The sequence below is a fragment of the Chitinophaga parva genome (genome assembly GCF_003071345.1).
GTDB lineage: Bacteria > Bacteroidota > Bacteroidia > Chitinophagales > Chitinophagaceae > Chitinophaga > Chitinophaga parva.
On the sequence record NZ_QCYK01000003.1, the window covers coordinates 170,984 to 190,144 of the forward strand.

Here is a 19,161-nt window from a genome sequence, read left to right on the forward strand (position 1 = left end):
CGGACATGGAGCCATTGCCGCTATCAGACATCCACATCAGGACCACCCTGCAGCCCGGCGACCTGGGTTATATTGCTTACCTGCATGGGCAGCTCTATTCCCGGGAAAATGGCTATGGGCTTAGTTTTGAGGCCTACGTGCTGGATGGGCTCAAAGATTTTGCAAAAGCATACGATCCTGCTGCGGACCGCATATGGATGTGCGAGCACGCAGGAACCATCATTGGATTCCTGGTGGCCCAGCACCGGGAAGATGCCATGCAGCTGCGTTATTTTCTTTTCCAGCCGGCCTACCGCGGCATGGGCCTGGGTAAAAGACTGGTCCAGCTGTTCCTTGATTTTATGAAAGAGAAAGGCAGCACCCACGCTTACCTCTGGACCACAGAGGAGCAACATGCCGCCATTGCACTCTATACCCGCTTTGGTTTCCGGCTTACGGAAGAAAGATCTTCCGATACTTTCAGCAAACCTATCCTGGAAAGGCGTTACGATCTCTCACTGGCATAAACCACGTACCCATGAATGGTAAACAAACCACCATACAGGATATCCGCGCATTTAACCGTTTTTACACCGGCCTCATAGGGCTGCTGAACGACGGCCTGCTGGATAGTGATTACTCCCTGGCAGAAGTGCGCGTGCTCTATGAGATCCACACCCATGGCCACATCAGCGCTTCCCAGATCATGTCACTCATTTACATTGACAAGGGGTACCTGAGCCGTGTGCTGAAGCAGTTTGAAAAAGATGGATTAATAGCGAAAAAAATTTCCAAAGAAGATGCGCGCGTAACCATGGTATCGCTCACGGCAAAAGGTAGCAAGCTGTTTGCCGCACTGAACGAAGCGTCCAATCAACAAATAAATATGCTCATTACGCCACTGGCGCCGGAGCAGCAGCAGGCACTGGTACACCACATGCATGCCATCATGCATTTGTTGAAAGACGGGTTGCCGGGATAAACATCAGTTAAACGACTGCCGGAATTCCAGCGGGGAAAGATGGGTCTTGTGCTTAAATAATTTACTGAAGGACTGCAAGTGCTCAAATCCCAGCTCATAGGCAATCTCGCTCACAGAGAGGGTCGTGGTGCTCAGCTTTTCCTTGGCCAGTTCTATCAGTTTATCATGCAGGTGCTGCTGGGTGCTTTGTCCAGTCAATGATTTTAACAGGCTGCTTAAATAGCTGGGGGAGAGGTGCAGGTTCTCCGCAATGTAGGCAACACTGGGAAGCCCCTTGGTGGCCAGCGCGCCACTTTTGAAATACGCTGCCAGCAAGGCTTCCATGCGGACCAGTATTTCGTGGTTGGCCACTTTGCGCGTAAGGAACTGGCGCTGGTAAAAGCGCTCTGAGTATGTAAGCAGCAGCTCCAGCTGCGCAATGATCACATATTGCGTATAGGCATCAATGTTAGCGTTGTATTCCTGTTCAATGCTTTGGGAAATGGCCGTGAGCAGCAATTCTTCCTTTTCAGACAGGTAGAGGCCTTCGTGCACGGAGTAATCGAAAAATTCGTATTGTTTAATGCTTTTTGCCAGCGAAGTATTCCACAAAAAGTCCGGGTGCACCAGTATCATCCAGCCGGTAGGGCGTTTCACCATGTTCTTATTCACCTCCATGCCAAAGACCTGCCCTGGTGCCATGAAGAACAGCACGCCTTCATCAAAGTCAGAGGTTTGCTGGCCATAGTGGTAGCGACCCTGGTCCATGTGCTTCATGGAAATGCTGTAAAAATCAAAGATCCTGCTGAAGTGGCCTTCCATCACGGGTGGCACCACGGCCCCCACATTCACCACGCTGATGAGCGGGTGCACCGGTTGGGGCAGGCCTGTCAACCGGTGAAACTCCGTAATGGTCCTGATCCTATGGGGAAGTTTTCCTGGCATATTACAAGCTACGATTTATTTATGGTTATAGGCCGCGGCAAACTCCCTGGCAAAGGCTGCCAGTTTCACGTTGCCCATGGGCGGCTGGTGCAGATGGAACTGTTCCAATGCTTTACCGCTGTGCATGGCGGCCTGCATAGCCACCATGGTTTCGGCCAGTTGTTGCGGCATCTTTGCCATTTTCAGGCCCTGCAACATTTGCTTGTCGGAGATCCGGACCCATTGCAGCCAGGGCTTGCCGATGGATGCACCAATAATGGCGGCCGCCTCGTTGCAGGTCATTTCTTCACTGCCCACGTAGCGTACCCGGTCCGGCGCCGGTGACTGTAAAGCTTCCGCGGCAGTGGCGGCAATATCTACCGGCGACACAAATACGATGCGGTCATCGCCCCCGAAATTACCCAGCAACAAACCGGTGCGCCCGCGCAATAAGGCGCCCAGCCCCAGGTAGCGGAGGGCCAGCAGTTTGCCCATAAACCCTTTGCCGCGTATCATGTTTGCGGAGAAGTAAAAATTAGTGTAGAAGTAGGCAGGGCGCAGTACACAAACGGTTACGCCCTGTATCTGTTCAAATTCATTTTCTACATTTTCGGCGCTCACCAGGTTGGCCGCCCACCCGCTCAATACTACCACGCGTTTAATCCCAGCGGTTTTTACCGCCTGCATGTAATTGCGTGCTATCCTGCGCATGTAGGCCTGCTGGTCCGTCTGCGCAAAGTCCATGGGGATCATGGCATACAGGGCATCTGCCCCGGCGAAGGTGTTGGTGAGGAAAGTCGCGTCTTCCAGTGAGCCGATGGCGGGTTTGGCATGCATGGCGGTGATAGCATCCATCTTTTTCGGATCGCTGCTGATCACAGTGACAGCGTGGCCCTGGCTTACCAGCAGGCTGGTAAGGGGTTTACTGATATTGCCCAGTGAACCGGTAACGATGATCTTCATATAAAGGATTATTGATGATAGGCGGCGGCAAAATCTTTTGCAAAGGTGTGCAGTTTGGTAGGGCCCTGTACCGGGCGGTGTTGGAAATAATCTGCGTACAGGGTGCCGTTATGCACCTGGTCAAACATTTCCACGTAACCGGCGGCTATGGCGGGTTGCATGCCGGCGCTGAGGAGGCCCGCCAGCATCTGTTCATTGGAGATCACGTGCCATTGCAGGGCTGGTTTGCCAATGGCCTCACCAAGAATGGCTGCCACCTGGCTGCAGGTGAGCTCTTCACTGTTCACATATACGACCTTGCGGTGTTGTGCGGGCAGGGTTATTTCTGCTGCAATAGCAGCTGCAATGTCTGCCGGCGCTACGTACAGGGCCATGTCATCCCCGCCGTGATTGGCGGCAATAAAGCCCTGCTGTTTGATCATGCCAATGAAATGATACAGCGTATAATAAAACCCGGTGGGGCGCATGAAGGTAATGTCTACACCTTCCAGTTGGGCCAGGGTCTTCTCTGCCTGCGTGTGAAGCGCCAGTAGCCCGTTACCTTCCTGCATATGGGCTCCTATGCTGCTTAGGTGGATGAGCCGTTTTACGCCTGTTGCGGCCACGGCTGCTTTGTAATTTTCCGATATAGCGCGGCAAAGTGCCATCAGGTCTGCAGTGGGATCATTGAAACTGGCCACAGGCGGTATCATGGTGTACACCAGGTCTGCACCTGTGAAGGCCCGCGTTAAAAAATCACGGTCGAAGATAGTGCCGATAGCGGGGATGGCGCCCAGTTGTGTAATGGCGCCGGCCCTTTCCGGCTGGCTGCTGATCACGGTTACCTGGTGGCCCTGCTGTACGAGTATTTCAGTGAGCGGCTTGCTGATGTTGCCCAGCGCACCGGTTACAGTTATTTTCATGGTCTGGTGTTTTTATTAATGCAAATGTCCGCCAGTGCCGGCGGAAAGATTTAGCCGGATCGGCTTTTGGTTTAGCCAAATCGATAACTGCTTCTCCGCGGCAACGCTTTATATTGGTGAAGGAGGGTGGCACAAGTCTCCACTAAATTTTATAAAATCTGCCCCCTGATTTCCGGATGTTTATTTTATTTTATTTAATGAAATGCCTATTTTATTGATGTTTGTATAATAAAATATATTTATTGTTAAATAAATTTGTGTTGAATGCCGTTTGTGTTGTACATTTGTATGGTCAACGACAAACACACTGTGGGGTGATGAAATTGGCAGACATACCCTCTTGTCTCGGGGGTGAGGATCACGGGATAAACAGCGCATAACTGAAACCAATTATCTTATTGTGCGTTTGCTAACTGCCTCGTGGAGGTTCGAGTCCTTCTCCTACAGCTACCATGCAAAGTCCCCGGAGGCGTCATGCTTCCGGGGACTTTGCATTTCGGTTCATCTATATTCTGCTACCTTTGCCCGGCCGGCTTGTGCCGGCAACTGTTTTAAAACACGCAGCAACTTGAACCAGCTTCATCCTCTTTACTTTTTCATAGATCTTGCAGGCACCTTTGCCTTTGCCATCAGTGGTGCGGAAGCCGCCCGTCAAAAGGGGCTGGATATCTTTGGCATTGCCGTGCTGGCCTTTGCAGTAGCCTGCGGGGGCGGCATTATCCGCGACGTATGCATTGGCGCCATCCCGCCCGCGGGCTTGTCAGACTGGCATTACCTGGTTACCGCCATTGCAGCGTCTATCATTACTATCACATTACAACCGTTGGTGAAATTGCTGAACCGGCCCGTGATCTTTTTTGATGCGCTGGGGCTGGCCCTCTTCGCCGTATCCGGCGCCCGCAAAACGCTGAGCATGGGGTATAATAATGAGGTGGCCATCCTGCTGGGCATGATCACCGCGGTGGGTGGTGGCATCCTGCGGGATATTATGCTGGCCCGCGTGCCGGTGGTGCTGGAAAAAGAAGTGTATGCCTCCGCAGCCTTGCTGGGAGCCGCTGTGGTTACCTTTGGTACCTGGTGGGGATGGGCGGGTGATGCTGTGTTCCTGGCGGGTTTCCTGAGCAGTTTTGCACTGCGCCTGCTGGCCATCCAGTTTCACTGGCAGCTGCCTGCATTTAAGGACAGGAAAGGATAACCCTATGCTTCATGCCGGGCAGACCTGCCATTCCGCAATCCCTTCACAAATTCGGAAGGGGCGCTGCCATATTCTTTTTTAAACATCCTGGAAAAATAAGAGCTGCTTTGTAACCCGATCCTGTCGGCCACTTCGGCCAGGGTTACATCTTCATGTGTCATGATGTAAATGGCCCGTTTTAGGCGGATCGTTTTAATGAACTCACCTACAGACTGGCCGGAAATGCCTTTGATCTTCTGGTATAATTTGGTGCGGCTGATGTTCAGGCGCGTACACAGGAAATCCACTTCCAGCTCTGGATTTTGCATGTTGTCTTCAATGAGTTGCAGCAGCGTATCCATGAAGCTCTTATCTTTTTCGGAATGTACCAGCTCCGTGGCCGCTATGAGATGGTTGTTCGTATAGCGCTGCTTTAGTTTTTCCGTTTGTTCAAAGATGTTGTTGATGGTAAGCAGCAGCAGGGAAATACTCAATGGTTTTACAAAATAGTAATCGGCGCCGGATTCCAGGCCTTCCACTTTCGTTTCCAGTGCATCTTTGGCAGAAAGGATCAGGAAGGGAATATGGCTGGTGTCAAGGGATTGCTTAATGCGTTTGCAAAGTTCAATGCCATTCATGCCGGGCATCATCACGTCGCTTATGATCAGGTCCGGATTGTGTGCCGCCGCCAGGGTAATGGCGCTGTGGCCGTCTGCCGCCTCGTGGATGTGGTAATAAGGTTCCAGGGATCCTTTCAGGAAGGCGCGCAGTTCCACGTTGTCTTCCACCAGTAAAATGTGTTTGGCTTTGCGGGTGGTTATGCCGGCCTGGTGTGCCTGCTGCGCAGCCGGTGCCGGCGGTATGGCATCCGCCTGCTCCAGTTGTGCGCCCGCCGTTACGCCAGGGGCCATCACTTCACTGGCGTCATAATTTTCTTTGCCCCACGGCAGCGACACCAGGAACTGGGTGCCCTTTTGGCGCTCACTGTACACGGCAATACGGCCCTTGTGCAGTTGCACCAGGCTTTTTACCAAAGCCAGGCCCACACCGGACCCCAGGTGATGGTTACTCACGCGGTAGTAGCGGTCAAAGATACTGGGAATGGACGTTTCGGAAATACCAATGCCGGTATCAGACACGAGGAAATAGCAATAGCGGGAGGCCTGGTACGTTTCGTTTGGCAGCGCAATGCCCACATTGAACGCGGGTGTGAACTGGCCATGGTCCAGGAAATATTCCAGTGTTATATGGCCGCCGTTATTCGTGTATTTGAAAGCGTTATTTAATAAGTTCAGTAATATTTTTTCCAGTACCTGGGCGTCAAAATAATTATCCAGGGCAGGCAGCCCGGTGCGGTCGATGATGTCAAAGCGGATCTCCTTGCTTTCCGCCAGGGGCGCAAACTCGCTGTAGAGGCTTTGGCAGAAGTCGCCTACCGCCATGGGCTGCACCTGCAGGCGAATGGCTCCATCGGCCACCTTTTTAAAATTCATCAGTTCACCCACCAGGTTAATGAGGCGTTTCACATTGCGCAGCATCAGTTGGTAAGCGTGCGCCCGGGTGGGCTGTTCATCTTCCGCTACCAGGTTTTCCAGCGGGCCGCGAATGAGGGTAAGCGGGGTGCGGAACTCGTGGGAGATATTGGTGAAGAGCTGCAACTGCTGCTGGTACAAGTGCTCTTTTTGCCGGTGCATGGCCTCCCGCTGCTGCTCTGCCACGGCGCGGAGTGCCAGCTCATTTTTGAGCCGGTACCAGCGGGCCTGGTAGATGTAAATGCCCAGCAGGATGGTGATGAAGAGCAGTAAGTAAAAGACCTTGGCCGGGGTAGACTTCCACCAGGGCGGTATAACGGTAATGGCTACACGCGCACGTTGTGTGCTCCAGATACCGTCGTTATTGGAGGCCTCCACTATAAAGGTGTAGTCTTTGTAATCCAGGTTGCTGTAAGCCCCGCTGGGGTGGCGCCCGTCGGTATACTGCCAGTCCTTGTCATACCCCAGCAGTTTATAACGGAAGCGGCATTTCAACGGGTTGGCGTAGTGCATGGCGCTGAAGCTGATCACGAAATTATTTTGCAGGTGGTTCAGCTTCAATGCCGTGTCATGGGGAATGTAGCGGGCAGAATCTGCCGGAGCATTGTTTACCAGCAGCGTGGTGATCACCGGCGTGGCCGGCACCAGGTTGGGCGTGATCTCTGCCGGCTGGAAATAATTCAGCCCGTTAATGCCGCCGAAGAACAGCATGCCATGGGCGCCCCGGCAGGAGGAATTTACCTTGAAGCTATTGCCCTGCAGGCCGTCGCTCTTGTCATACCGTACCGCGGTGCCCGTGCGTGGGTCAAAGCGTTGCAGCCCGTTGCCCGCCAGCCAGATGTAGCCTTCATCATCCACTTCCAGCCCCTCCACATCTTTTAAAATGCCCTGTGTGAATGCGGTGATGGTGTAGGAGTCATCCGGCCGCAGCACCAGCCGGTTCAGCCCCCCGCCAATGGTGCCTATCCAGTAAGTGCTGTCGTTTTGTTTACCAATGGGGTAGGTGTAGTTGGAGCTCAGGGAATTGGGCTTGCCGGTGGCCAGGTAGCGCCAGCTTTTTACAATATTACCTTCCCGATCCACGATCATGCGGGTAAGGCCGTGGGTGCTGGACACCAGCAGCTGGGGCCTCACGGAGTCTGCATGGATGAAAAAACTTTCCCCGTAATACTTCACATGGTAAGTGCCGCCGGCATCTTTTACGATCACGCCAAACTGGTGGGAGTGGTCCCCGAACCAGATGTTGCCAAAGCAATCCCTGGCCAGTACGTCTATCACGTGGTTGGGAAAATTTTCCGACCCCGGCGGGTGCAGGAGTTGCCTGCGGTCTGGCCGCATGATGGCAATACCGCCATTATTGCCTATCCAGAGATTGTGCGCATTATCGGTGACCAGTGCGGTAATGGCATCGCCCGGCACGCGCACGGGCGTGTCATGGCTGTTGTACACGGCCACCACCTTTTGCTGCTGCAGGTCGTAATGATTAAGGCCATTATAATTGGTACCTACCCAGAGGTCTTTCCCGTTCTCATCCAGGATGGCACGCACGTAGCTGCCAGACAGGGAGTGGGACGATTCCGGCAGGTGCTGAACGGTATAGAATTTTTTCTCGTGGAGGTCTGCATAATGTACGCCGTTGCCAAAGTTGCACGTCCACAGGCACTGGGAGCGGTCTATGAAAATGCCCAGCAACCCGCTGAGGTTCACATATTTCACCGGGCTGTTGCTGCTGATCTCCTGGATAAAGGAGAGGTCTTGCCCCAGCCGCACCAGGCGCTGGCTACCATTAATCCAGTAGTTGCCATCCGCCTCCTGGGCTATGCCAGTCACCCACCCGTTGATGGTGGTGGTTTTGGAAACGGTCCATGCACCGCCCGTGGGTTGCGCCAGGTAAAGATGGCCCCCCGTGCCCAGCACCAGCTGGCCGGCCTGGCCCAGGAACAGGCGGTCAAAATGGTTTTCCGGGCAGCCCTGCACCACAAGCGGGTGGGGCTTACCGTCCGGGGCCATCATCCACAGGCCCTTGGAGGTGGCCAGGTACAGGCGGCCGTCTGGCGCCATTGCCATATCATTCATGAAAATGCCGGCAGGCAAGGAAAGGGGCTGCTCTTCCAGGGTAGTGTCCTGCAGTGTGTAAGCGCGCAGCACGCCGCCACCAGAGAGGGCATAAAAGGAGTGTGCAGACCGGATGAGCAGCCGGTTGATCTCCCGGACGGGCGCGCCTTTGCGCACGGTATAATTAATGTATTGCTCCCGGCGCGTGTCAAAGCGCTGGAAACCATCTTCGGTACCCAGCCAGAGCAGGCCTGCACTATCCGCTGCCAGGCAGATCACCCGGTTGGCGTAGGCATTGCTCAGGGGATGGTTGCTATTGTAATACCGGCGGATGCGGTAGCCATCAAAACGGTTGATCCCGAACAGGGTGGATATCCAGATAAAGCCCTGTGGGTCCTGCACAACGTCCGTGGCATCCGTATGCGAAAGCCCTTCGTCCACCGTGAGGGCGTTAAAATGATAGGGATAGGATTGCGCCAGCACCCGCCCGCCCGCCAGGAGGAGCAGCAGTAGCACGGGCAGCCATACATTAATAAAGGAACGTTGCGGCAGCGGTATACGTTTTAGGATCAGTGGATAGGGGCAAGTTTACAAATTAAAACCCGTAATGCACAGTGCCAGTGGCACCTGACCGGCGTGCGCGGGTACAATTGTGCCGGGAAAATGTACAATCCGGCAAGTTTTTTTTCACCTTTGTCCCGGGCAAATAAGTACAAAAGTGCAAATCATATGCACGTTTGGGCAAATTGCCGGCTCCTTCGTTGTGCATCTTTGTAACCGTTTAGCATCCCTGCAAGGCCTTCCCAGGCACCAGGGGGGCCAAAACCATGCTTTAATAAATCCAGATTATGAAACTTTCATTTGCCAGTTTACTCATTGCCTGCAGCATTGCCGGGCGCTGTGCTGCCTTCCAGCACCTGCAGCTGCAAAACGGCCCCTGGCACAGTGCGGCCGATACGGCGCCTGTACCCAGGGAAATTGAAGATCCCGAATGCCTGGGTATCCACAAGGAGGCCGCCCACTCCACCCTGATGCCTTACGCAGACCTGAAGGAGGCCCTGCGTGCTAACCGTTATACATCTTCCTTTGCCCGCTCCCTGAACGGCAAGTGGAAGTTTAACTACGTGCCCTGGCCCCAGCAAAGACCGGTGGATTTTTACAAGACCACATACTCTGTAGCGCGTTGGGACGATATCGACGTGCCTTCCTGCTGGCAGGTAAAAGGCTACGGGACACCCTATTACAGCAATTACAATTACATCTTCCAGAAAGATTTCCCCAAGGTCATGAGCACCCCCCCGGTGAGCTTCACGGCGTACAAGGAGCGCAACCCCGTGGGTAGCTACCGCCGCAACTTCGAGGTGCCGGCCGCCTGGAACGGGCGCCGCATCTTCGTTACGTTTGACGGGGTGGACGCCGGTTTTTTCCTGTGGGTGAATGGCCAGAAAGTAGGGTACAGCGTGAACAGCCGCAACGCCGCTGAATTTGACCTTACCAAATATGTGAAACCAGGCAATAACATGATCGCCGTGGAAGTGTACCGCTTCACCACCGGCAGCTACCTGGAAGACCAGGACATGTTCCGCCTGAGCGGCATTTTCCGCAACGTAACCCTTTGGAGCGCACCCCAGGAGCACATCCGCGACTTCTTTGTGACCACCGACCTGGATGCGCAGTATACCAACGCCACGCTGAACGCCACTGGTAAAATAAAGAACTACGGCACTACGGCCACGCCTGTACGGAAAGTGAGCGTGGACCTGTATGACGGTGATAAGCTGGTAACTTCCGGAACCGCCACGGTAGCGGCCCTGCAGCCCGGCCAGGAAACCGCCTGGAAGGTGGATTTCCCCGTGAATAATCCCCGCAAGTGGACTGCCGAAACGCCTTCGCTTTACACCACGGTGATCACCCTGAAAGAAGGGGAGAAGGCGCTGGAAACAATGTCGTCCCGCACGGGCTTCCGCAAAATTGAGATCAAAGGCCGGGTGTTCATGGTGAACGGGGTAGCGGTGAAGCTCAAAGGGGTGAACCGCCACGAGAACTGGCCGGAGTCCGGCCACACTGTTACAGAAGCGGAAATGATCCGCGATATCCTGTTGATCAAACAGGCCAACTGTAACCATGTGCGCACCTCGCATTATTCCAATGATCCGCACTGGTATGAGCTCTGCGATGAATACGGCATTTACCTGCTGGCGGAGGCCAACCTGGAATCGCACGGAGCGTGGGACGAGTTTAACGAAGAGCCCCGCATCAAAGCGGCCATCATAGACCGTGACGTGGCAAATGTGGAGAATTTCAAGAACCATCCTTCCGTGATCATCTGGTCACTGGGCAATGAGTGCGGCAGCGGCGGTACCAACTTCCGCGCAGCACTGGCTGCCATGCGCAAGATAGACAGTACCCGCCCTACCCACTACCAGGGCTTTCCCACGGGCGACGGCAATCCTACGGATATGGACAGCCAGATGTACACCCAACTGCATGACGTGCGCCACTACGCCACAGATCCCAAGCTGAACAAGCCGTTCTACCTCTGCGAATACGCGCATGCCATGTTCAACTCCATGGGGAGCGTGGATGAGTATAGTGACCTGTTTGATCAATATCCCAGCCTGCTGGGTGGTTGTATCTGGGAATGGGAAGACCAGGGGATCTGGAACCGCATTGACCCCAATCACCCCATCATTGCGTATGGTGGCGGTTTTGGAGAATGGCCCAATGATCATTATTTCATCCACAAAGGCGTGGTATTCTCCGACCGCAGCCCCAAGCCCCACTACCCCGAGCTGAAACATGCTTACCAGTGGATCAAGGTAAGGCCGGTGGATGTAGCCCAGGGTAAGGTGCGCGTGGTGAACAAGTACCAGTTCATCCCCCTGGATGGTTTTAACGCCCGCTGGAGCCTCATGGAAAATGGCGTGGTGACGGATAGCGGTAAGATCGCACTGCCCCATATCAAAGCCGGCGATTCTGCAGACATACAACTGCCCAAGCTGGCCACCAGCAAGGCCGGCGCGGAATACATCGTGCGCCTGTCCTTTACCCTGGCCAATGAGGAAATGTGGGCCCACAAAGGTTACGAAGTGGCATCCCAGCAATTGTCTGTAACGGATGGCGATGGAAACTTCCTGCCGGCCCTGCAGAAGGATAAACTGGCAGTAACAGAAGATGCAGACAATATCCTGGTGACCGGCAGCAACTTTGCCCTCACCTTCAGCAGGCAGCAAGGCACTTTCACTTCCATGCTAAGCCATGGTGTGGAAATGCTGCAGGATAAAGGCGGCCCTATGCTGCACCTGTGGCGTGCGCCCCACCGCAATGATGATATGTGGGCCGATGATGAATGGGAGCGCTATGGCCTTAAAAAGATAGCATGGAGCGTCAGCGATGTGGCAGTGAAACAGGACGGTGATGTAACGGTAACGGCTACACTCCACGGTAAGGGCCACAATGGTTTTAACGTAACCCATAAGGTGAGCTACGTGATCAGCGGGGATGGCGTGGTGAAAGTGAACAACGACCTGGCTTTCAGTGATGTGAACATTGCCCTGGCCAGGGTAGGGGTGAGATTGCTCCTCAAAAATGATCTCAATGAATTCCAATACTACGGCCGTGGTCCGGAAGAAAACTATGCAGACCGTAAGGCTGGTGAAGAAGTAGGCATCTGGGGCAGCAGTGTAAAAGCGCAGCTCACGCCGTATGAAAAGCCGATGGAATGCGGTAACCACGAAGATGTGCGCTGGGCCACTGTGCGTGGCAATCACGTGGCACTGAGCGTGGTGAAAGACAAGGACCTGCTGCAGGTATCAGCATTGCCTTACCGCGATGAGGAAATGCAGCAGGTAGCGTACAAAATAGACCTGCCGGAAAGCAAGGCTACCGTGCTTTGCATTGCCTCCCGCACGCTGGGGGTAGGGTCCAATTCCTGTGGACCCCGCCCGCTGGACCGCTATGTGCCCCGTTCCGTGGCACAGTCCTTCAGCTACGTGCTGCGGGTGCAATAAACACGCGTATTAGCATCAATTCATAACGAAGGGAACATCCCGGTTGCCGTCTGCGACCGGGATTTTTTTTGTGCCGATGCTAGTGCAGGTGCCGCATGCGGTGCTGTAAATTCCGTGCGCCCCACTCATACACCGGCATCAATACCTCCATTAAAGACGCGCCTTTTTCCGTAAGGCTGTACTCCACCCGGGGCGGCACTTCGGCAAATATTTCCCGTGACAACAGTCCATCGCTTTCCAGCTCGCGCAGCTGGTTAGCCAGCATTTTACGGCTGATGCCGGGCAGCTGTTTTTCCAGCGTACTGAAACGGTTCACGCCCTGCGATACCAGGTATACCACCAGTGGCTTCCATTTGCCACCTATCACGTCCAGCGTGAGCGCCATGGGGCAGAGGGCCGGCGCATAGATCAGTACTTCATTTTTTTCTTGCTGCATAATCCATTGATAACGCTATAAGTAACAAAAAAAGGGGGTAGGTGTGCTTTTGGTTACCTATGTTAATACCGCCATAGATCGCACACATTTGCAGTATAAAAATACCCAAATTATGAAGTCCTTACAAAGAACAACTTTATTTACCAGCCTGCTGCTGCTGCTTACCATGCTCCATCATGCTTACGGTGCTTTTGTTTATAACACGCCCTGGCGGCTGCACGTGGTGTTTATTGCCACGCCGGTACTGCTACTCGTGTTATTGTTACAGCAGTATTACCTGCACACTACCCGCTACCACAAAATGTGGCTGGCCCTGTATGCCTTGGTGGTACTGGCTTTCCCGCTGACAGGCATCGGCCTGTTTGAAGGTGTGTACAACCATCTTTGCAAAAATATTGTATGGCCGCTCTCCGGCCCCGGCGCATTTTACAACCGGCTGTTTCCCGCGCCTATGTATGAAAGGCCGGACAACCTGGTTTTTGAACTTACAGGCTTGCTGCAGGCATTCCTGTTTTTCCCGCTGCTGGTGTATTACGGGCGTTTCATGAAGGAGCACTGGCCGGAAGGTATGCGGCATATGCGCGGTGCACCGCATAAGCACGATGCAGAATTGGGCAACAAATTCCTATTTTAGCAGGCAGTAAACTACGCCTATGCTACAGGAAACTTTTTACGCCCTGGCGGATGAATACCACTTGCCCGCAAAATCTTTGTGGGACAAACTTACGGCGCGTTACAACGAGCCCGGCCGCTACTATCATACCTTGCACCACCTGGAAAACATGTTGGCGGAATTACAGCCGGTAAGTGCCCTGCTGGAAAATGAACATGCCGTACTGTTTGCATTGTACTACCACGATGTGATCTATGATGCACAGAAAAAGGACAATGAAGCACGTAGCGCCGCCCTTGCCGCAAAAAACCTGCACACGCTGCCGCCTGCGCTGGTGGCGCGCTGTGAGCAACACATCCTGGCAACCAGGCAACATACATGGCAGGCAGATATGGATACCAATTACTTTACGGACGCAGACCTGTGCATCTTAGGCCAGCCCTGGGAAGTTTATGCCACGTACGCGGCCAATGTAAGAAAGGAATATCACATGTACCCGGACCTGCTGTATAAGCCGGGGCGTAAAAAAGTGTTGCAGCATTTCCTGCAAATGGAACGCATTTTCAAAACGGCTTATTTCCACGAAAAATATGAAACCACTGCAAAGGCAAACCTGCAGCGGGAACTGGCAGGGTAGCAACCGCTATTGCTCCATGGCCTCCTTTTCCGCTTCAGCCTGGGGCTGTACCATCCACCGGGTAAGCTTGTACTTAGGCAGGAGGGAGGCCACCAGTTTTTGCAGCCATTTTGATACCAGCTCAAATACGATGAAACCCACCAGGATAGACACGCTCCATTCCAGCGTGGTATAGGTATGTTTGGTAACAATGGTCTTGTGCGCCGTGAGGCCCCAGAGATTGCGGATGCTGCGGGTGGTGAAATAATTGGCCACCAGTCTTGAGGAAAGTGAGCCCACAATAAATCCCAGGAAATTGCCGATGTAATTATTCAATAGGTATGCTGCGAAGCGACGGGTAATGCCACCTTTCATACAGGCTGATTTTGGGTGACTAAGCTAAGACCAATTCCCCGGAAATACCAGTGTTCTTCAAAATTTCATATAGCCCGGTTTATAGATCCCGCCGCTAAAAGCGGCAAACGCCATCCGCCCCGCCGGGTGAGGCCCGGCGAGGCGACCACCCCGCATAACAGGCGCTCCAACCCGCGCAAACGATTGCCTAACATGATGAACGTACTTCCGCATGCCGCCGCCGGGACGTACTTTTAGCAAATGAAAAAACGCAATCCCCTGTTCCTCCTCGGTAGCCTGCTGCTGGCCCTTACCGCAACCGCACAAACGGAGGTGCCACCCGGTGGCAACTCCTTTGTAACCACCCTGCCCCAGGGCAGCCACGCCCGTGTTACCAACCACGGATGGTCCGGCTGGGACAATGCCGGTGTAGTTTATTCCACCTTCCTGAAGCCCGCCACCGCCGGCACGCTCAGTGTGAGTATGGCGGTGGTGGCAGCTGACAACAACAGCGTGATCAGCGCCTCCATTAACGGTAAAGCCTATACGGTAAAACTGGACAAAGGCAGCTACACCTATAACCTGGGTAGCTGGGAAGTAGATACCAACTACGTGGAGCTGAAAGTGAAGGGCATAAAGAAAACGGCCCCTCTCTTTGCGGAGGTTACCGGTATCACCGTAAGCGGCAGTGCAGTAGATGCCCGCCTCACTTATGTAAAGAACAATGAAGGCAACTTCTTTCACTGGGGCCGGCGTGGCCCTTCCGTGCACCTTGGTTATGATACCAAGGCAGTGGATGATAACATAGAATGGTTTTATAACGAGATCACGGTGCCAGAGGGGAATGATCCCGAAGGATCTTATTTCATGGCAGCCGGTTTTGGAGAAGGCTATTTTGGTATGCAGGTGAACGGGCCGGAGGAAAGACACATCCTCTTTTCCGTATGGAGCCCCTACAACACCGACGATCCCAAAAGCATACCGGCAGACCAGCAGATCAAAATGCTGAAGAAAGGCGCTGGCGTGCATACCGGCGAGTTTGGCAATGAAGGTTCCGGTGGCCAGAGCTACATGAACTATCCCTGGAAGGCCGGCCGTACCTATAAATTCCTGCTGCACGGCCACCCGCTGGACAGCATCCATACGGAATATACCGCTTACTTTTTTGCACCGGAAAAGGGCCAGTGGACGTTGATCGCGAGTTTCAGCCGGCCGCGTACCCACACGTGGTTAACCCACCTGCATTCCTTCCTGGAGAATTTCAATCCTGACAATGGTTATATTACACGCAAAGCCTGGTATCATAACCAATGGGTAAGAACGGCGTCCGGCAAGTGGGAGCCCATTACCCGCGCGCGTTTTACGGGCGATAATACCGCCCGCATTGGGTACCGCCTGGATTATGATGGCGGTAGCGGTGAGCAGGGCTTTTACCTGCGCAACTGTGGCTTCTTCAACCATCCGCCGGCCCTGAATGGCCTGTATACCGTGCCTGCGCCCACTACTGCACCTGTTATTGAACTTGAAAAATTACCGTAGCGATCCTATGTTATTGAAACAAACTTTTACCGGCATCCTGCTGGCGGCAGGCTTTGCAGCCACCGCGCAGGTATTGCCCTACACAGACGGCCACCATGCATGGGATCCCGATTCCCTGGGCAATCATCGTGCGGTACTGGCCGTGCCTGCGCCATCAAAAGTGGCTTATGTGCGCATAGACTGGCGCCGCCGGGATGAGCACCCGGAAAATAAGAGGGTGATCGTTACAGATGCGCAGGACCACCGCATCCTCAATGTGAAGCTGCTGCACATCAGCCGTGAATATGCAACCTTGCTTTTCGATGCCTCCACCGGCAAGGGCACTTACTACGTGTATTATATGCCGTATAAAAATGAAGGCAGGAGCAACTATCCCCGCGGTGTATACCTCAAACCGGATACCACCGCCAGTGCTACATGGCTGGCCAGCGCAGGTGCTGCAAAGCCGCAGCCCGTGCAGGTGAAAGAACTGCAGGCGGTAGATGCCTTCAACAGTTTTTATCCCATGGAGGTGATCGCCACGGCCGCGGAAACAAGGGCCCTGCTGGCAAAGCATAAGGACGCCGCCTACCTGGTGTTCCCCGAAGATAAAATGCACGCCATCCGCATGCCGCACGACCTGCCTTACCGCTGGATCAAAAGCGGCGTACAGCAAAGCTTTGCGGCCGGTACAGACCGAGGTTGCTATTTCGCATTCCAGCTGGGGGTGTACGCACTGCAACCACTGGAAAATGTGCAGGTGCATTTTTCCAGCCTTCAGGCAGCAAATGGTGCCACCATCGCCGCCGGGGAATTGTCCTGCATTAATACCAATGGCCGCGCTTACGATGGCAGCCCGCTCACGCAGGCCGTGAATGTACCCGCACAATCCATCCAGCCCCTGTGGTGTGGCCTGGAAGTGCCGGCTGGTGCGGCTCCTGGCGTATATAACGGTACTGCCACCGTGCAGGCAGCCGGACAAAAACCTACTGTCATTACGTTGAAAATTACCGTAAATGAGAAAGTTGCAGTAAACGGAGGGGTGAACGAACCCGCTAACATGACCCGGGTAAACTGGCTGAACTCCGACCTTGCACAGCAGAACACCGTGATAGCGCCGTACACGCCGCTGCAGGTACAGGACAGTGTGATCTCCCTGCTGGGCCGCCGTTTCACCATTGGCCAGGATGGGATGCCCTTGCAGATAGCAAGCTTGTACACGCCGGAAATGACCAGCATTGGTAATGCGGCACATCCCCTGCTTACAGAGGCCATTCACTTCCATTTCAATAAACCCGGTGCAGATGATTTCCTGCATTGGAAAACGGAAGGGTTTCACATTACCCGGCAGGATGGCGGTACCGTAAGCTGGTCAGCCAGGAACACTGCGGATGCCATGACCATGGATGTGCAGGCCAGGCTGGAATTTGACGGCTTCGTGGCGTACACGGTGAAGCTCACTGCCCTGCAGGACCTGGACCTCAGTGACATCAAGCTGCACATCCCCATGCAGCCGGAGATGGCCAGGTACATGATGGGACTGGGCCTGAAAGGTGGCAACCGCCCGGATTCCCTGCACTGGAAATGGGATGTAGCCCACAAGAACCAGGATGGCGCCTGGACGGGTAATGTAAATGGCGGCCTGCAGTTTTCCCTCCGCGATGAAAATTATGTGCGCCCGCTTAATACGAATTTCTACCTGCAAAAGCCCCTGCACCTGCCTGCTTCCTGGGGCAATGACAACAAAGGCGGCATAGACGTGTACCCGAAAGGGAAATCCATCGTGTACAGCGCCTACAGTGGTGCGCGCAGTATGAAGAAAGGGGACGTACTGTATTTTAATTTCAACCTGCTCATCACCCCCTTCCATCCGCTGCAAACGGACTTCCAATGGACTAACCGGTTTTATCACAAATACGATAACCTGGACACCATCAAGGGCACTGGCGCCACGGTGATCAATATCCACCATGGAACGCCCATCAATCCCTGGATCAATTATCCTTTCATTGAATGGAAGAAGATGAAGGATTATATTGATGAAGCGCACCGCAAAGGCCTGAAGGTGAAGATCTATAACACCATCCGTGAGCTTTCCGATCATGCTTATGAACTGCCGGTACTGCGCAGCCTGGGCCATGAAGTGTACTCGCCCGGCAAGGGTGGTGGCTTCTCCTGGCTGCAGGAGCATGTGGACAGTGACTACATTGCCGCCTGGTTTGTACCGGAAGTAAAAGACGCAGCCATTATCAACAGCGGTATGAACCGCTGGCACAACTACTACGTGGAAGGCATGAACTGGCTGGTGCAAAACGTGGGCATCGATGGCATCTACCTGGATGACGTAGCCTTTGACCGCGTGACCATGAAGCGCATTAAACGCGTGCTCACACAGGATGGTCATCCCGGCATCATAGACCTGCACTCTGCAAACCAGTACAACAAAAGTGATGGCTTTAACAACAGCGCTAACCTGTACATGGAAAACTTTCCCTACCTGAACCGTCTCTGGTTTGGAGAGTATTTTGATTACCAGCAGAACAGCCCCGACTTCTTCCTCACGGAAGTAAGCGGTATCCCGTTTGGTCTCATGGGTGAAATGCTGCAGGATGGCGGTAATCCCTGGAGAGGAATGGTGTACGGCATGACCAACCGCCTGGGCTGGACGGATGTAAACGATCCCCGCCCGCTCTGGAAACTGTGGGCGCAATTTGGCATGGAGCACGCTGAGATGATCGGCTATTGGAGCCCCAACTGCCCTGTGAAAACAGGCAATGACAAGGTACTGGCTACCGTGTACAGACAACAGGGCCGCACGCTGGTAGCCATGGCCAGCTGGGCGCCCGCAGACACTACGGTGCAACTGGATATTGACTGGAAGGCCCTGGGCATAGATCCTGCCAAGGCCAGTGTGAAAGTGCCGGCGGTAGCGGGTTTCCAGGAAGAGATGGTGGTGAAGGATGGCAAGCTGCCTGTTGCAAAAGGCAAAGGATATTTGTTATGGATTGAGTAGGCAAGCGTTTCATACAAACAAGGCCGGCTTCTTTGGAGGCCGGTTTTTTTATGTGTGCCCGCCAGGTAATAATGTGAAAAAGCCACCCGGCTTACTGGTCCGTTGTGGCCT

The 19,161-nt window shown here is 53.9% G+C and carries 14 protein-coding genes; 8 read left to right on the forward strand and 6 right to left on the reverse strand.

What is annotated here, in order from left to right; genetic code table 11:
• The first annotated feature begins 5 nt into the window (after positions 1–5).
• Positions 6–506 carry a GNAT family N-acetyltransferase gene (locus DCC81_RS19995; protein ID WP_108689257.1) on the forward strand — a complete coding sequence of 167 codons (501 nt, stop codon included), beginning with the start codon at positions 6–8 and terminating at the stop codon, positions 504–506.
• A gap of 11 nt (positions 507–517) precedes the next feature.
• The gene (locus DCC81_RS20000; RefSeq protein ID WP_108688461.1) at positions 518–961 is read left to right on the forward strand and encodes a MarR family winged helix-turn-helix transcriptional regulator; all 444 of its coding nucleotides are present in this window, start codon (positions 518–520) and stop codon (positions 959–961) included.
• A gap of 3 nt (positions 962–964) precedes the next feature.
• On the opposite strand, the gene DCC81_RS20005 is transcribed toward DCC81_RS20000, so the two are convergent.
• Genes DCC81_RS20005 through DCC81_RS20015 form a run of 3 tightly spaced genes read right to left on the reverse strand, consistent with a single transcriptional unit; the run spans position 965 to position 3,729 of the window.
• Entirely contained in the window at positions 965–1,885 is a 921-nt protein-coding gene (locus DCC81_RS20005) for a helix-turn-helix domain-containing protein (protein WP_108688462.1), read from the reverse strand.
• 15 nt (positions 1,886–1,900) lie between these two features.
• Positions 1,901–2,827 carry an NAD(P)H-binding protein gene (locus tag DCC81_RS20010; protein WP_108688463.1) on the reverse strand — a complete coding sequence of 309 codons (927 nt, stop codon included), beginning with the start codon at positions 2,825–2,827 and terminating at the stop codon, positions 1,901–1,903.
• 8 nt (positions 2,828–2,835) lie between these two features.
• On the reverse strand, positions 2,836–3,729 hold the full coding sequence (locus DCC81_RS20015) for an NAD(P)H-binding protein (protein WP_108688464.1): 894 nt from the start codon (positions 3,727–3,729) through the stop codon (positions 2,836–2,838).
• A 568-nt stretch (positions 3,730–4,297) separates the two neighbouring features.
• On the opposite strand from DCC81_RS20015, the gene DCC81_RS20020 reads away from it, so the two are divergent.
• The gene (locus DCC81_RS20020; protein ID WP_108688465.1) at positions 4,298–4,924 is read left to right on the forward strand and encodes a trimeric intracellular cation channel family protein; all 627 of its coding nucleotides are present in this window, start codon (positions 4,298–4,300) and stop codon (positions 4,922–4,924) included.
• 2 nt (positions 4,925–4,926) lie between these two features.
• Here DCC81_RS20020 and DCC81_RS20025 read toward each other — a convergent pair whose 3' ends face one another.
• Positions 4,927–9,006, reverse strand: a complete 4,080-nt coding sequence (locus DCC81_RS20025) for a hybrid sensor histidine kinase/response regulator transcription factor (RefSeq protein ID WP_108688466.1) — start codon at positions 9,004–9,006, stop codon at positions 4,927–4,929.
• Positions 9,007–9,338: 332 nt separating this feature from the next.
• On the opposite strand from DCC81_RS20025, the gene DCC81_RS20030 reads away from it, so the two are divergent.
• Complete coding sequence (locus DCC81_RS20030) at positions 9,339–12,500, forward strand: glycoside hydrolase family 2 TIM barrel-domain containing protein (RefSeq protein ID WP_108688467.1); 3,162 nt, start codon at positions 9,339–9,341, stop codon at positions 12,498–12,500.
• Positions 12,501–12,579: 79 nt separating this feature from the next.
• On the opposite strand, the gene DCC81_RS20035 is transcribed toward DCC81_RS20030, so the two are convergent.
• Positions 12,580–12,936, reverse strand: a complete 357-nt coding sequence (locus DCC81_RS20035; protein WP_108688468.1) for a winged helix-turn-helix transcriptional regulator — start codon at positions 12,934–12,936, stop codon at positions 12,580–12,582.
• Positions 12,937–13,048: 112 nt separating this feature from the next.
• Here DCC81_RS20035 and DCC81_RS20040 point away from each other — a divergent pair, with 112 nt between their 5' ends.
• Together DCC81_RS20040 and DCC81_RS20045 are read left to right on the forward strand one after the other, a co-directional pair.
• The gene (locus DCC81_RS20040) at positions 13,049–13,570 is read left to right on the forward strand and encodes a hypothetical protein (RefSeq protein WP_108688469.1); all 522 of its coding nucleotides are present in this window, start codon (positions 13,049–13,051) and stop codon (positions 13,568–13,570) included.
• Positions 13,571–13,589: 19 nt separating this feature from the next.
• Positions 13,590–14,186, forward strand: a complete 597-nt coding sequence (locus DCC81_RS20045; RefSeq protein WP_108688470.1) for an HD domain-containing protein — start codon at positions 13,590–13,592, stop codon at positions 14,184–14,186.
• Positions 14,187–14,192: 6 nt separating this feature from the next.
• On the opposite strand, the gene DCC81_RS20050 is transcribed toward DCC81_RS20045, so the two are convergent.
• Complete coding sequence (locus DCC81_RS20050) at positions 14,193–14,540, reverse strand: hypothetical protein (RefSeq protein ID WP_133177736.1); 348 nt, start codon at positions 14,538–14,540, stop codon at positions 14,193–14,195.
• 240 nt (positions 14,541–14,780) lie between these two features.
• Between DCC81_RS20050 and DCC81_RS20060 the strand changes: the two genes are divergently transcribed.
• Together DCC81_RS20060 and DCC81_RS20065 are read left to right on the forward strand one after the other, a co-directional pair.
• On the forward strand, positions 14,781–16,058 hold the full coding sequence (locus DCC81_RS20060) for a DUF3472 domain-containing protein (protein ID WP_108688473.1): 1,278 nt from the start codon (positions 14,781–14,783) through the stop codon (positions 16,056–16,058).
• Positions 16,059–16,065: 7 nt separating this feature from the next.
• Positions 16,066–19,050 carry a glycoside hydrolase domain-containing protein gene (locus DCC81_RS20065; RefSeq protein ID WP_108688474.1) on the forward strand — a complete coding sequence of 995 codons (2,985 nt, stop codon included), beginning with the start codon at positions 16,066–16,068 and terminating at the stop codon, positions 19,048–19,050.
• Positions 19,051–19,161 lie beyond the last annotated feature (111 nt).